This window comes from Bradyrhizobium sp. USDA 3240 (assembly GCF_054063295.1).
Window position 1 is genome coordinate 2,932,091 of the sequence record NZ_JBSSGD010000002.1, and the last position, 12,681, is coordinate 2,944,771.

The following is a 12,681-nucleotide window of genomic DNA, read 5'->3' on the forward strand; positions in this document are numbered from 1 at the left end:
GATCGTGCAACACTCTCGGTGTCGTCCTGGCGAAAGCCAGGAGGTGGATTCACACTCGAAGTGCAACACTTGATCGGCAAAGGACTCCGCAGGCGTGCGGTAGTCAAGGCATTTGCGTGGGGTGTTGTTGTAGGTGGCGATGAACTGGCGGAATCTGGCGGTCGAGAGGGTTACGAGATCCGTTTTGCGAGGGATGAAGCGGCGCATCCTGCCGATGGCGTTCTCGATACCACCCTTCTGCCAGGGCGCGTGGGGATCGCAGAAGAAGGTCTCGATCGAGAGGCGATGTAGCGCCAGGTGACCGGCAAACTCGGTGCCGTTGTCGAAGGTGACGGTCTGGCGCAGCTCTTGTGGAAGGGCAGCGAAGAAGCGGACGAGATGGCGTGCGACACCGCGCGCAACCTTGCTGGCAAGGCGGATGCCGAGCAGCAGGCGAGAGGTGCGCTCATGCACGGTCAGCACGGCCTGACCGTACTTCGAGAACATCATCAAATCGGCCTCCCAATGCCCGGCGACGCTACGGTCGGCAACCTCAAGGGGCCGATTTGCCAGGGAAACACGGCCTTCGATGAAGCTTGCGGGGCTGCCGCCTCGCTTGCCGCGGAGGCCGCGCTTGCTCTTGGCGCGCGGCAGGTAGCGTCGCCAGCTGAAGTCCGAGGTGCGCCTGAGTTGGCCATAGATGAAGCGGTAGATGGTCTCGTGGGAGATCACCTTGTGCCCGCACTCGCGGGCCAGCCGGCCGGCGATCTGCTCCGGCGACCAACCTCGGCGAAGGCGTTGCAACACCGCGCGGCGCAGGACGGGCTCCCGTTCGAGGCGTCCGCCCGTCCAGCGCCGCGCTCGCATCTGTTGCTGGGCATAATTTGGCTTGTAGCCAGCCTGAACGCTCCGATTACGGCTCAGTTCCCGAGAGATTGTTGATGGCGAGCGATCCAGAGCTGCCGCGATTTGCCGGACCGAGCTGCCATTGGCCGATAGACAGGCAATCTCGCATCGGTCGTCCAGAGAGAGCTGCTTGTAAGTCCGCCCCATGGCAACACCTCCTCAAGGAAGTGTTGCACTTCGTTTGTGAACTCAGGGGACCCATTACCCCAAATCTCAATTGTTGCGCGAAGCCGGGGCCACGATCTGGTTCATCACTGAATGCGGTGGTTATGGGTCCTGGCTTTCGCCAGGACGACGACGTGGGGGCCAGCGTGTTGTCGAACAAGCTGTCTGGCAGATTGAATCAGAAGCCCGCCGTCATGGCGAAGCGTGGCATGCCGAGCCGTAGCTCGCGGCCAAGGGCTCGCCTTCGCCCTTTGGGCTTCGGCGTGGCATCCTTCTCTCGCTTCGCGACGATAGGATAAGCTTGCTTGCGGAGGTAGTCCGTCTTCGCTTTCGCAAGCTCAAGCTACGCCGGACACGCTTCGACCTGATGGTCTCCGCGTGGCTGCGCCACGCGAAGCCCGTCAGGGCGAAGCGTGGTGGGTGCGACAGGGATCGAACCTGTGACCCCTACCATGTCAAGGTAGTGCTCTCCCGCTGAGCTACGCACCCAAAGCCATGTTTGGATCGGGTCCCTATAACGGACCCGGACGGGGCAGGCAAGGATACAAAGTGAAGGTTTTTTGGCGAATCAGGCCGCCAGCAACTTATTCACTTCGCTAACCAATTCCCGGAGGTGCACGGGCTTGGACAGCACCTTGGCGTTTTTCGGCGCCTCCGAATCGGAATTGAGGGCCACCGCGGCAAAGCCGGTGATGAACATGATCTTGATATCGGGATCGAGTTCCGAGGCACGGCGCGCCAGCTCGATACCGTCCATCTCGGGCATCACGATGTCGGTGAGCAGCATTTCGAACGGCTCCTCACGCAGCCGCTGATAGGCCGACATGCCGTTGTCGTGCGGCGAGACCTTGAAACCCGCATTTTCCAGTGCCTTGACCAGAAAGCGGCGCATATCGGTGTCGTCTTCGGCGAGAAGAATTTTCGGCATGGCAGGGATCGTCGAATCCGGCTTGAGGAGCAGTCCGAACAGTAAGCCCGACAGACGGTAAATTTCGGGTGAAATTTGCGTCAAGCCAGCGGCAAATGCGCGCCGATCAGTTGTGGACCGAACCACGCATCGAATCAACCTTGTGCGGCATTTCCCGCCTTTAAGACGCGTTCCAGGCGGCGCCACACTCTTTTCACTTGGCAGAATGATCGCGATTACCGACAATGCCCGCCCATAAATCTCCGCTTTTCCGGCAGAATCAGTTCTTGCGGGACGAGGCGGACGCAAGGGACGGCGCCAAGGGAATGACCGAATTTGCTGGCGAGTTGTCGCCCCCGTTCGAGATCGTTGAGCCGCAGGCCTGGCGCGCGCCGATCATCTTCAATTCCCCGCATTCGGGCTCGGTGTACCCGGCCGAGTTCCTTGAGGCGTCGCGAATCGACGTGGCCTCGCTGCGCCGCTCCGAAGATAGCTTCATGGACGAGTTGATCGCGGGCGTGAGCGATCGCGGCTTTCCGATCATCCGGGTCAACTTCCCGCGCTCCTATGTCGACGTGAACCGCGAGCCCTATGAGCTCGACCCGCGGATGTTCACCGGACGGCTGCCGAGCTTTGCCAACACGCGCTCGATGCGGGTGGCTGGCGGTCTCGGCACCATCCCGCGCGTGGTCGGCGACGGCCAGGAGATCTACCGCGAGCGGCTCGACGTCGACGAGGCGCTGCGGCGGATCGAGGTGCTCTACAAGCCCTATCACCGCGCGCTACGCCGGCTGATCAACAAGGCGCACCAGGCGTTCGGTGCCGTGATTTTGGTCGATTGCCATTCGATGCCGTCAGTCGGCGTATCGCGCGACGAGCCGCGCCGGCCCGACGTCGTGATCGGCGACCGCTACGGCACGAGCTGCGCGCCGCTGCTGCCCGACCTGGTCGAGGAGATCATGGGCTCGCTCGGCTATTCGGTCGGCCGCAACAAGCCCTATGCCGGCGGCTTCATCACCGAGCATTACGGCAACCCGGCGAGCGGCCTGCACACGGTGCAGATCGAACTCAACCGCGCGGTCTATATGGATGAGCGCCAACGCGAGCGTTCACCGCGCTTCGCCCAGGTGGCGGCCGACTTTGCGACCTTGGCGGATGCGCTCGCGAAAATTCCGTTCGGGGATCTCGGCCCGTTCCAGGCGGCAGCGGAGTAAATCCTTCGTCGGCATCGTGATGCCGATGAAGACATGAACCAAGAATTCAAACTGGCGATGCCAAAGCGCCGAACTGGATTCTCAGTTCACTCGCAGAAATGACGGCCCAAGAAAAAAGGGCCGCTTGAATGAACAAGCGGCCCAAGTCTAGGGAGGAAACGCCCAAGGAGGGCAGCGATAGCGCGAGGCGCTACCGCACCGCAACAATATGCGACCGCGCTGCACAAAACGCAAGAACTTTCGAAACATTTCTTGGGTAATGTTGGTAAGTCTGGCGAAACTGCAACACGGCCGGCGCTCCAAATTAAGATGTTGAATATCAATATCTTACGCGAGAAAATCGAGATCGGACAGCGTTCAGCGCATAGCTTGTATACCAGAACTCGCAACTTCGTGATCCGCCCCGAAGCCAAGGAGACTTTCGAATCGAAGCCAAATCGAAAGTCCGGAACCGCGTCATCAGGCTGGGATAACGCTTCGTTAATCGTGCGCGCCGTCTGCGATTGAGCTAGGCAAGAACGCATCCGGTTTCTATCGCGTCGTTTGCGCATTTCAGGGACATGCCGTGACGGTCATTGACTTTACCGCCTTCATCGGCCGCCTCGCGACCGCATCCGGCGAAACCATCCTGCCCTTCTTCCGCACCTCGCTCTCGGTCGACAACAAGAGCTCGAGCGACTTCGATCCGGTCACCGAGGCCGATCGGGCCGCGGAAGCCGTGATGCGGCGGCTGATCAAGGCGAACTTCCCCCAGCACGGCATCGTCGGCGAGGAGTTCGGCAACGAGCGGGAGGACGCCGACTATGTCTGGGTGCTCGACCCGATCGACGGCACGAAGTCGTTCATCGCCGGCTTTCCGATCTGGGGCACGCTGATCGCGCTGCTGCACAAAGGTACGCCGGTATTCGGCATGATGCACCAGCCCTATATCGGCGAGCGCTTCTCCGGTGATAACGGCTCGGCGAATTACGCCGGGCCGTCGGGCGAGCGGCGGCTCTCGGTGCGACGCTGCGCCTCGCTGAAGGAGGCGACCGTCTTCACCACGAGCCCGCTGCTGATGAATCCGGATGACCGCGCCCGCTTCGGCCGCGTCGAGCATGCGGCGCGCCTGTCGCGCTACGGCGGCGACTGCTACTCCTATTGCATGCTCGCGGCCGGCCATCTCGACCTCGTGGTCGAGACCGAGCTGAAGCCCTACGACATTGCCGGGCTGATCCCGATCGTCACCGGCGCCGGCGGCGTCGTCACCACCTGGGACGGCAAGCCGGCGCAAGGCGGCGGCCGCATCATCGCAGCCGGCGATCCGCGCGTGCACGAAGCCGCGATGAAGCTGCTCAACGCCTGATCCTTGCTCCGCCTGATTTCTTGAGTTGCCGGGCGATTGATCTGCGCCCATCCTGACGGCAACGAGAAAAGTCAGGGATCGGCGCACATGACGATTTGCGGCAGGCTGCTGGCGGCCATTCTCCTGCTTCTCGCGCCCGTCACCGCCAGCGCCCAGCAGTTCCCGACCAAGCCGATCCGGCTGATCGTGCCGTTCCCGCCCGGCGGACCGAACGACATCATCGCGCGGGTGATCGGGCAGAAGATCTCGGAACTGGTGAAGCAGCCGGTCATCGTCGACAACCGCGCCGGCCAGGGTGGTGTGCTCGGCACCGATGCGGTCGCGAAGGCCGCACCCGACGGCTACACGGTTGCGATCGCCAGCGCCGGAGCGCTGGCGATCAGCCCGAGCATGGAGAAGGTCGCCTACGACACGCTGAAGGATCTTGCGCCGGTGACGCTGGTCGCGACCGTGCCTGAGATGCTGGTTGTCGCCACCGACGTGCCGGCAAAGAACATGAGCGAACTGGTCGCGCTCGCCAAGGCGCAGCCGGGCAAGCTCAACTTCGCCTCCTCCGGCCCCGGCAGCCTGCCGCATCTGGCCTGTGAATTGTTCAAGCTGACGGCGAAGATCGATATCGTGCATGTGCCCTATCGCGGCGCGGCGCCGGCGGTGAACGATCTCCTGGGGCAGCAGGTGCAGATGACCTTCCTCGACCTGCCGGTGATCCTGCCGCAGATCAAGGCGGGCACGCTGCGACCGATCGCGCTCGGCGGCCGCGAGCGTGCGCCGACCGCGCCCGACGTGCCGACCACGGCGGAAGCCGGCATGCCCGACCTGATCATCGAGAACTGGTACGGCATGGTTGCGCCCGCCGGAACGCCGCCGGCGATCGTCACCAGGCTGAACAAGATCACGACCGACGCGATGGCCGATCCGACCGTCAAGGCAAAACTCGCCGAGCAAGGCCTGACTCTGGCCGGCGACACGCCGGAGCATTTCCGCGACTTCATCGCCGCCGACATCAAGAGATGGGCGAACGTGATCCAGGATGCCGGCGTGGTGACGGCGAAGTAAGAGCGAGAGCTTCGGTTCTGATTGAATCAGAACCAAAGCCCTCGATTCTTGTTTGACGCGTTTTCTTCACGCGGACCGGTATCCACTTCGCTCGAAAACGCTCTAGTAATCGAGCCGGCCGCGCAGCTCCACGAACGGAATCATGACGTGCTGACGAAACGGCGGGCGCTGCTGCAGCCGCTGATACCAGCGCTCGACCGCCGGCAGCGGCGGGCGCGCGATCTCGAGCCCGAAATAGCGATAGAGCGAAGTTCCCGCGGTGATGTCCGCGAGCGACAACGTCTCGCCGAGCAGGAACGGCCTGGCTTCGAGGAGCTGTTCGAGTTTCGCAAAGTGCTGCTCGCAACGCGCGAGCGCCTTGTGAATCGCCGGCCGGTCGCGCTGGTTCTCGGGCGTGCGGAAAAATCCCCAGAACACGCCACCGAGAAAATCCGGCTGCAGCGCGGTTTGCGACCAATCCATCCAGCCATCGACCCGCGCCCGGATGACGGGATCATCGGACCAGAAGCGGCCGTTGCCGTAGCGCGCGGCGAGGTAGCGCAGGATGGCGTGGGATTCCCAGACGGTGGCGTCGTCATCCCGGACGACAGGCACGCGGCCGTGCGGGTTCATCGCGAGGAATGCCGGCGCATCGAGCCCGCCGAACGCGCCGCCGGCATCGATGTGCTCGTGCGCCAGATCGAGCTCGCCGATCAGCCACATCACCTTCTGCACGTTGAACGAACTGCGCCTTCCCCAGACCTTGAGCATCGCACTCTCCTCGGCTTCGTCAGCGTTGCGCTTCGGCCCGCAGATATTCCACCAGCTGCTTGGCTGCGCGCGGCAATGCCTTGAAGCTGCGCGCGCAGATCGTCAGCCGGCGGTTGGCCCAGGCGTCGCGGATCCTGATCGTCGTGATCGGCATCGCCGCCGCGCAGCGCCGTGCCGCAGTTTCCGGGATCACCGCGATGCCGACATCGGCGGCGACCATCTGGCAGATGGCGTCGAAGCCGCGCAGGCGGGCGCGGAAGCGCAACCGCGCACCAAGTTTTGCCGCGTGCCGCGAAATATGGACCTGCAGCGCCGACGTCGCCGTGAGGCCGACGAAATCGCGGCCGACCACCTCCTGGAAGTCGATCTGGCGGCGGCCGCCGAGATCGCTGCGCCGCGACGCCGCCAGCATCAGCCGGTCCTCGCTGAACAGGAAGCGTTCGACGCTGTCGGGCAGCGCGTGTTCGGCGGCGAAGCCGAGATCGGCGGCGCCGCTGGCGATCGCGGTCGCGATATCGGTGCTCTCGCGCTCCTCGACGTCGACGCTGATATCGGGATGTTCGTGCAGGAACGCCGCCAGCGCCCGCGGCAGATGCTCCGACAGGCCCGAGGTGTTGGCGAGCAGCAGCACGTTGGCGCGGACACCGCTGGCATAGGCGGCGAGGTCGCTCTGCAAGGCCTCGACATTATGCATCACGATCCGCGCGTGACCGAGCAGGCTCTCGCCCGCCGCTGTCAATTCGACGCCGCGGCGGCCGCGCTTGAGCAGCGCGACGCCGAGCGCCTCTTCAAGGCCCTTGATCCGCTCGCTGGCCGAGGCTAGCGCAAGGTTTGCGCGCGCCGCGCCCTGGGTGATGCTGCGCGCATCCGAAACCGCGATGAACAATTGCAAGTCGATCAGGTCGAACCGCATGACGTTTCCCGCCCCGCCCTTCGGGTGATCCGAAGGCTAACTCCGTAACCTCCAGATTGTGCCGATCGGCGCGATCGGTCAATGTGCAGCCATGGTCGACCATCTCCTGATCTTCATCGCTTTCGCCTTCCTGCTCGCCGGCTTCGTCAAGGGGACACTCGGCCTCGGTCTGCCGACGGTCGCGATGGGACTGCTGGCAACCACGATGGCGCCGGGTCAGGCGATTGCGATCGTGATCGTACCGGCGATCGTCACCAATATCTGGCAGACCTTCGTCGGCCCCTATCTGCGCGACATTCTCAAGCGGCTGTGGCCGCTGATGCTCGGCACCGTGGTCGGAATCTGGATCAATGCCGGGCTGTTGACCGGGCCTTACGCAGCCTACGGCACCGTGGTGCTCGGCGCGCTGCTGGTGATCTACGCGATCGTCGGCCTGAGCAGATTCAACTTCAAGGTCGCGCGGCGCCACGAGAAATGGGTCGGCGGCATCGTCGGCGTCATCACCGGGCTGATCTCGGCGGCAACCGGCGTCCAGGTCATTCCCTCGATGCCGTTCATGCAGGCGATCGGCATGGACAAGGACGAACTGGTGCAGGCGCTCGGCGTCTTCTTCACCACCGCGACCGTGGCGCTCGCCTTCAACCTCACCGCCTCGGGGCTGCTGACCGCGGCCACCGCGCTGCCGGGCGCAGTGGCGATGGTGGCGTCGTTCATCGGCATGTTCATCGGCCAGGCGGTCCGCACCCGGATGCAGCCGGACGTGTTCCGCCGCTGGTTCCTGATCTCGATGATCCTGCTCGGCATCTATCTGGCCGGCAGCGCGCTGCTCAAGATCCACGGCTAGAGATTCTTGTTTGACGCGTTTTCTTCACGCGAACCGGTAGCCACTTCGCTCGAAAACGCTCTAGCGACGCTAGCGCACCTCCAGCATCGCGACGCGGACGCCGAGATAGATGAAGAGCGCGCCGAGCGAGCGGTTGATCCAGGCGATCACGCCGGTCGATTGCCGGATGCGGCCGGCAGCCCGCGCCGCAAAGGCGGCGAGGCCAAGGCACCACAGCGTGCCGCCGGTGATGAAGATCAGCCCGAGCACCAGGAAGGCGAGCGTCTTGTGCGCTGAGTCCGCCGCCACGAATTGCGGCAGGAATGCCAGGAAGAACAGCGCCACCTTCGGGTTGAGGATGTTGGTCAGCGCCCCCTGCCAGAACACACGCGAGATCGAGGCCTCGCCGCCCTGCCCGGCGATGTCAGCGATCGGCTTGGCGCGCGACAGCAGCATCTGCAGCCCGGTCAGCACCAGATAGGCCGCGCCGATCAGCTTGACGGCCAGGAACGCCGTCGACGACGCCATCAGCAGCGCCGACAGCCCGATCGCCGCGCCCAGTACGTGGACCAGGCAGCCGCAGCTGATACCGATCGCCGCAGCGGCTCCGCCACGCCACCCGTGCTGAATCGTGCGCCCTATGATATAAGCGGTATCCGGCCCCGGCGTAACGTTGAGCAGCAACCCGGACAGGACGAACAGCCAAAGCTCGTGAATTCCCAGCATCTCGGCCACATTAACCTATGTAAGTAACGACCCCGAAAGGACGGTCAGCCAACCTGCGCCATCGCAGCGACACACGAATTCAGTAGAGAAACGGACTGTACGATCCGTTGGTCGCATGCCAATTCCTGCTACTATGCATTATAGGTGCCCGTAAACCGCGCTTCCGCCGGACCCGGCCTGTCTTGTAAGTATCGGATTCGGTCACCTCGGCTAAGTGGCCAATTCCAGGGCACAGGAGACATGGAAAGAAGGCTCGCTGCCATTCTTTGCGCTGATATCGCCGGCTATTCCCGCATGATGGGTGTCGACGAGGCGGGGACGCATGCCTCGTTCAAGGCGCACCGCAGCGCGATCTACCCGATCATCCTCAACCATGGCGGCCGAATCGTCAAAAACACCGGCGACGGCTTCCTGCTGGAATTTCCGAGCATCATCGGCGCGATCGAGGCTGCCGTCGCGATGCAGACCCTTATGGCAGAGCGCAACGAACATCTGCCGGCCGAACGCGCCATGCACTTCCGGATGGGCGTCCACATGGGCGACGTCATGGCCGACGAGGACGAGGTGTTCGGTGACGACGTCAACATCGCCGTCCGCCTCGAGACCGTCGCCGTGCCGGGCGGCATCGCGGTGTCGGACAAGGCCCGCACCGAGTCAGGCCGGCGACTTGCCGTCAGCCTGGTCGATGCCGGCCCGCACCGCTTCAAGAACATCACCGAGCCGATCCATGTCTGGACCTGGGCGCCGGCCGGCACCGACAAGCAGGAGCAGGTTCCCGACGACGGCCCGCATCTGCCGGGGCAATACCGGACCGCGATCGTCGGCGTGCTGCCGTTCGACAATCTGAGCGGCGGCGCCGACGAATATTTCTCCGACGGCCTGACCGAGGATCTGATCCACGCGCTGTCGCTGCAATCCTTCTACCGCGTGCTGAGCCGCAACTCGACCTTCGCCTACAAGGGCAAGAACGTCTCGACCCGCCTGATCGCGCGCGAGATCGACGCGACCTATCTGATCCAGGGCTCGGTGCGCCGCGCCGGCAACAAGATCCGCGTCTCCGCCGAACTGATCGCGCCCGAGAAGGGCGAGCAGCTGTGGACCGGCCGCTACGACCGCGACATGGGCGACCTGTTCGCGATGCAGGACGAGATCACCGCCAACCTCTCCGCCGCGGTGGCCCAGGAGATCTACCGCGCCGAGGCCTCGGCGCCGGCGCGTTCGCCGAACGCCGAGCTGACCGCGTGGGACCGCTTCCTGAAGGGTCTGTCGCACTACTATCATCAGACCAAGGACGATTGCGAAACCGCGATCGCGCTGTTCAAGGAGGCGATCGAGCTCGACCCCGCGCTGTCGATCGCGCGCGCCTATCTCGCACTGATCCAGATCCAGAGCGTGCAGTTCGGCTGGATTCCGAGCACGCGCGAATTGTGGGCCTCGTCGGTCAGCCTGGCCGAGAGCAGCGTCCGGCTCGACCCGCGCTCCTCGTTTGCATTTTCGCTGCTGGCCTATCTGCATGCGATGCAGGGCCACTACGAAGCCGCGATGGACGCCATCAAGCGGGCGATCGAGCTCAACCCCTACGACATGGGCGCGCGCGGCGTGCTTGGCATCTGCCACATGGTAATCGGCGATCATCGCAAGGCGGTCGATCTGTTCTCGACCGCGGTCCAGCGCGGCAACAGCGACCCGCGCTACCAATGGGGCGCCTTGAACGCGTTCAGCCATTACCTGCTCGGACAATACGACGCATCGCTGTCATGGTCGCGCGAAACGCTCTATCTCAACCCGAATCACCTGCAGGGTCTTGCGGTGCGCGCCGCGGCACTCGCCCAGCTCGGCCGCGCCGACGAAGCCGCGCAGGCGGCCGAAGCGCTGCTCGCCAACCATCCCGACCTCACGGTCGAGCGTCATTTGCGCAATTTCCACTGGAAGAACCCGGCCGATATCGCGCTCTATCGCGATGGCCTCTTGAAAGCCGGCCTCCCCTTCGGCAAACTCGCTCTGGTTGCATCCAACTCGAAATTCGCCGCTGATTCCTGAGCGAATTCATCCACCGGTAACGGATGCTTTTTAAGCTGAAGCTTTTCAGGATGTGGTTTGATGTCCGATACGGCTGCAAGCGCGGCACCCGCCCCGCAGGTTTCCCCTGACAATCCGTGCCCGTTCCTGCGTGCGCTGGTTGCCGGCGACTATGTCGGCGGCCATATCGTGCCGCTGCCGAAGCTGACCGAAACCATCGACCGCACCACCGGGAAGACCGGTCTTCCGGCGCTCAGCGCCGGCGCCAAGATCTTCATGGTCGCGCAGATGGCCAACGGCATCGGCCCCTTCAGCCAGGTGCGCAGCCTGTTGCAGGGCGCCATCCTCGACGAATTGCGCAACGGCCCGCTCGACAAGCACGGCGCCGGCTCGCGCATCCTCGATCAGCATGCCGTCGTGCATGAGGACGAGATCGCGCGGCTCGCGACCTTCGGCACGGACCACAAGGCGCCCGACGGCAGCGTCGAGCGCGGGCTGTCGGCCTCCGAGATCAAGAATTTCATGGCGGCGAACTTCCAGCGCGCCAAGGACGAGCATCCTCCGTCCTACGCGATCCTGCACTGCTACTATCCGCTTCTGATGCTTGGCGAGTGGCCGGTGCTGCTCGACATCATGGGCAAGGGCGAAGGCCAGGACCGCTATCTCAGCGTCGCCGAGGTCAGGACCTTGTTCGTGGAAAAGCGCTTTCCCGACCGGATCGTCGCGCTGCTCAACGGCTGAGCCGCGAGCCCCACACCAATAGATGGTTCACTTGAACAGCGGCGTGCCCGGCACGAAGGCGTCGAACGCCGCCCAGAATTGCCCGCGGTAGCGATCCTGCTCCTGCAGGATCTCGTGCTTGGAGCCGGCGATCACGAGATGCGAGCCGGCGCGCAGATGGTAGGCGAATTCCTCGATCGCCGCCGTCGACACCACCTCGTCATTGCTCGCCGCCAGCATCAAGATCGGCTGGCGGATTTCGGTCGGATACGACATGCCGCGGAAGGTGCGCATCGCGGTGAACGCGGTGTCGGCCCAGGCGACCGTCGGCGCCGCGATGCCGAGCGTCGGGTCTTCTTCCAGGATCGCCGCATTGCGGGCGTGGCGCACCGGGTCGCTGGTGACGGGATTGCCGATGAAGGGCGCAAGGCCGACCAGCTCATCGTTACCGCCCGGAACGTAGTTGCCGCCCTGCCCGGTCAGCCGCATGATCCTGAGCAGCGCGCTCGGAAAGAACGAGACGCGGCGGCGCGGCAGGTCGATCATCGGCGCCGACAGCACCATGCGGTCGAACCAGCGCTTGCCGGCATGCGCGATCCGCAGCAGGACAGCGCCGCCCATCGAATGCGCCAACGCGAAATAGGGCGGTGGGCAATCCGGCAGCACCACCTGCTGCACGAAAGCCTCGACATCGACCTCATAGTCGGCGAAGTCGCGCACATAGCCCTTGCGCGGATCGCGCAGCCGCCGCGACGAGTGGCCCTGCCCGCGCCAGTCGATCATCGCCACCGCAAAGCCGCGGTCGCGCAGGTCGCGCACCGTCTCGAAGTATTTCTCGATCATCTCGCCGCGCCCGCCGAACACGCAGACCGTGCCCTTGCGGCCGGGCGGCGGCGCCCAGCGCGCGAAGCGCAGCTCGGCTCCGTCAGGTGTCTTGATGGTGCCACTGACAACGTCGTCCGGAACCGGGTTGGCGGGGATCGAGACGAGCGTCATGCAGGAGACCGAAGTGGTGGGACAGGGTGGAGATCAAGCACGCGGGCGCCGAAAAAAGCTGCGCGGTTTCCGCCTCTTGAACGCGACGTGACCCCTCCCATATCACCTCGGTGCAGGCCGCTACCAGTGTTTCGGAACCGGAACATGAGGCTGCACACATCT

The 12,681-nt window shown here is 64.2% G+C and carries 11 protein-coding genes, 1 tRNA gene and 1 pseudogene; 6 read left to right on the forward strand and 7 right to left on the reverse strand.

What is annotated here, in order from left to right; translation table 11 throughout:
* Positions 1 to 42: 42 nt before the first annotated feature.
* The 3 genes and pseudogenes from ACVIGA_RS14630 to cpdR all read right to left on the reverse strand — a co-directional run.
* A pseudogene (locus ACVIGA_RS14630) lies at positions 43 to 1,032 on the reverse strand (IS30 family transposase); the annotation flags it as partial.
* A 432-nt stretch (positions 1,033 to 1,464) separates the two neighbouring features.
* Positions 1,465 to 1,539: transfer RNA gene (locus tag ACVIGA_RS14635), tRNA-Val, on the reverse strand.
* Positions 1,540 to 1,618: 79 nt separating this feature from the next.
* Positions 1,619 to 1,978, reverse strand: coding sequence for a cell cycle two-component system response regulator CpdR (gene cpdR, locus ACVIGA_RS14640; RefSeq protein WP_092123795.1), 360 nt, complete (start codon positions 1,976 to 1,978; stop codon positions 1,619 to 1,621).
* A gap of 305 nt (positions 1,979 to 2,283) precedes the next feature.
* On the opposite strand from cpdR, the gene ACVIGA_RS14645 reads away from it, so the two are divergent.
* The 3 genes from ACVIGA_RS14645 (at position 2,284) to ACVIGA_RS14655 (ending at position 5,572) form a co-directional block, all read left to right on the forward strand.
* A complete protein-coding gene (locus tag ACVIGA_RS14645; protein WP_223966898.1) occupies positions 2,284 to 3,171 on the forward strand; it encodes an N-formylglutamate amidohydrolase in 888 nt (295 codons plus the stop codon).
* Between the two features lie 565 nt (positions 3,172 to 3,736).
* The gene (gene hisN, locus ACVIGA_RS14650) at positions 3,737 to 4,516 is read left to right on the forward strand and encodes a histidinol-phosphatase (RefSeq protein ID WP_097671783.1); all 780 of its coding nucleotides are present in this window, start codon (positions 3,737 to 3,739) and stop codon (positions 4,514 to 4,516) included.
* A gap of 87 nt (positions 4,517 to 4,603) precedes the next feature.
* Entirely contained in the window at positions 4,604 to 5,572 is a 969-nt protein-coding gene (locus ACVIGA_RS14655) for a tripartite tricarboxylate transporter substrate binding protein (protein WP_456666933.1), read from the forward strand.
* Positions 5,573 to 5,674: 102 nt separating this feature from the next.
* Here the strand turns inward: ACVIGA_RS14655 and ACVIGA_RS14660 are convergent, their stop codons facing one another.
* Together ACVIGA_RS14660 and ACVIGA_RS14665 are read right to left on the reverse strand one after the other, a co-directional pair.
* Complete coding sequence (locus ACVIGA_RS14660; RefSeq protein WP_456666934.1) at positions 5,675 to 6,322, reverse strand: glutathione S-transferase family protein; 648 nt, start codon at positions 6,320 to 6,322, stop codon at positions 5,675 to 5,677.
* Between the two features lie 19 nt (positions 6,323 to 6,341).
* Positions 6,342 to 7,235 carry a LysR family transcriptional regulator gene (locus tag ACVIGA_RS14665; RefSeq protein WP_456666935.1) on the reverse strand — a complete coding sequence of 298 codons (894 nt, stop codon included), beginning with the start codon at positions 7,233 to 7,235 and terminating at the stop codon, positions 6,342 to 6,344.
* Between the two features lie 91 nt (positions 7,236 to 7,326).
* Between ACVIGA_RS14665 and ACVIGA_RS14670 the strand changes: the two genes are divergently transcribed.
* On the forward strand, positions 7,327 to 8,079 hold the full coding sequence (locus ACVIGA_RS14670) for a sulfite exporter TauE/SafE family protein (protein WP_456666936.1): 753 nt from the start codon (positions 7,327 to 7,329) through the stop codon (positions 8,077 to 8,079).
* 69 nt (positions 8,080 to 8,148) lie between these two features.
* On the opposite strand, the gene ACVIGA_RS14675 is transcribed toward ACVIGA_RS14670, so the two are convergent.
* The gene (locus ACVIGA_RS14675; protein WP_456666937.1) at positions 8,149 to 8,784 is read right to left on the reverse strand and encodes a LysE family translocator; all 636 of its coding nucleotides are present in this window, start codon (positions 8,782 to 8,784) and stop codon (positions 8,149 to 8,151) included.
* Positions 8,785 to 9,024: 240 nt separating this feature from the next.
* On the opposite strand from ACVIGA_RS14675, the gene ACVIGA_RS14680 reads away from it, so the two are divergent.
* Together ACVIGA_RS14680 and ACVIGA_RS14685 are read left to right on the forward strand one after the other, a co-directional pair.
* Positions 9,025 to 10,824 carry an adenylate/guanylate cyclase domain-containing protein gene (locus tag ACVIGA_RS14680; RefSeq protein WP_456666938.1) on the forward strand — a complete coding sequence of 600 codons (1,800 nt, stop codon included), beginning with the start codon at positions 9,025 to 9,027 and terminating at the stop codon, positions 10,822 to 10,824.
* Between the two features lie 60 nt (positions 10,825 to 10,884).
* The gene (locus ACVIGA_RS14685) at positions 10,885 to 11,544 is read left to right on the forward strand and encodes a hypothetical protein (protein ID WP_456666939.1); all 660 of its coding nucleotides are present in this window, start codon (positions 10,885 to 10,887) and stop codon (positions 11,542 to 11,544) included.
* Positions 11,545 to 11,571: 27 nt separating this feature from the next.
* Here the strand turns inward: ACVIGA_RS14685 and ACVIGA_RS14690 are convergent, their stop codons facing one another.
* Positions 11,572 to 12,519 (reverse strand): alpha/beta fold hydrolase, encoded by a 948-nt coding sequence (locus tag ACVIGA_RS14690; RefSeq protein WP_223966886.1) that lies wholly within the window; start codon positions 12,517 to 12,519, stop codon positions 11,572 to 11,574.
* Positions 12,520 to 12,681 lie beyond the last annotated feature (162 nt).

Excerpts from the sequence above, each read along its gene's own strand:
- ACVIGA_RS14670 (WP_456666936.1), top strand. The coding sequence starts at position 7,327 with ATGGTCGACCATCTCCTGATCTTCATCGCTTTCGCCTTCCTGCTCGCC.
- ACVIGA_RS14660 (WP_456666934.1), bottom strand. The coding sequence starts at position 6,322 with ATGCTCAAGGTCTGGGGAAGGCGCAGTTCGTTCAACGTGCAGAAGGTG.
- ACVIGA_RS14685 (WP_456666939.1), top strand. The coding sequence starts at position 10,885 with ATGTCCGATACGGCTGCAAGCGCGGCACCCGCCCCGCAGGTTTCCCCT.
- ACVIGA_RS14690 (WP_223966886.1), bottom strand. The coding sequence starts at position 12,519 with ATGACGCTCGTCTCGATCCCCGCCAACCCGGTTCCGGACGACGTTGTC.
- ACVIGA_RS14655 (WP_456666933.1), top strand. The coding sequence starts at position 4,604 with ATGACGATTTGCGGCAGGCTGCTGGCGGCCATTCTCCTGCTTCTCGCG.
- ACVIGA_RS14680 (WP_456666938.1), top strand. The coding sequence starts at position 9,025 with ATGGAAAGAAGGCTCGCTGCCATTCTTTGCGCTGATATCGCCGGCTAT.
- ACVIGA_RS14665 (WP_456666935.1), bottom strand. The coding sequence starts at position 7,235 with ATGCGGTTCGACCTGATCGACTTGCAATTGTTCATCGCGGTTTCGGAT.
- ACVIGA_RS14675 (WP_456666937.1), bottom strand. The coding sequence starts at position 8,784 with ATGCTGGGAATTCACGAGCTTTGGCTGTTCGTCCTGTCCGGGTTGCTG.
- cpdR (WP_092123795.1), bottom strand. The coding sequence starts at position 1,978 with ATGCCGAAAATTCTTCTCGCCGAAGACGACACCGATATGCGCCGCTTT.
- ACVIGA_RS14645 (WP_223966898.1), top strand. The coding sequence starts at position 2,284 with ATGACCGAATTTGCTGGCGAGTTGTCGCCCCCGTTCGAGATCGTTGAG.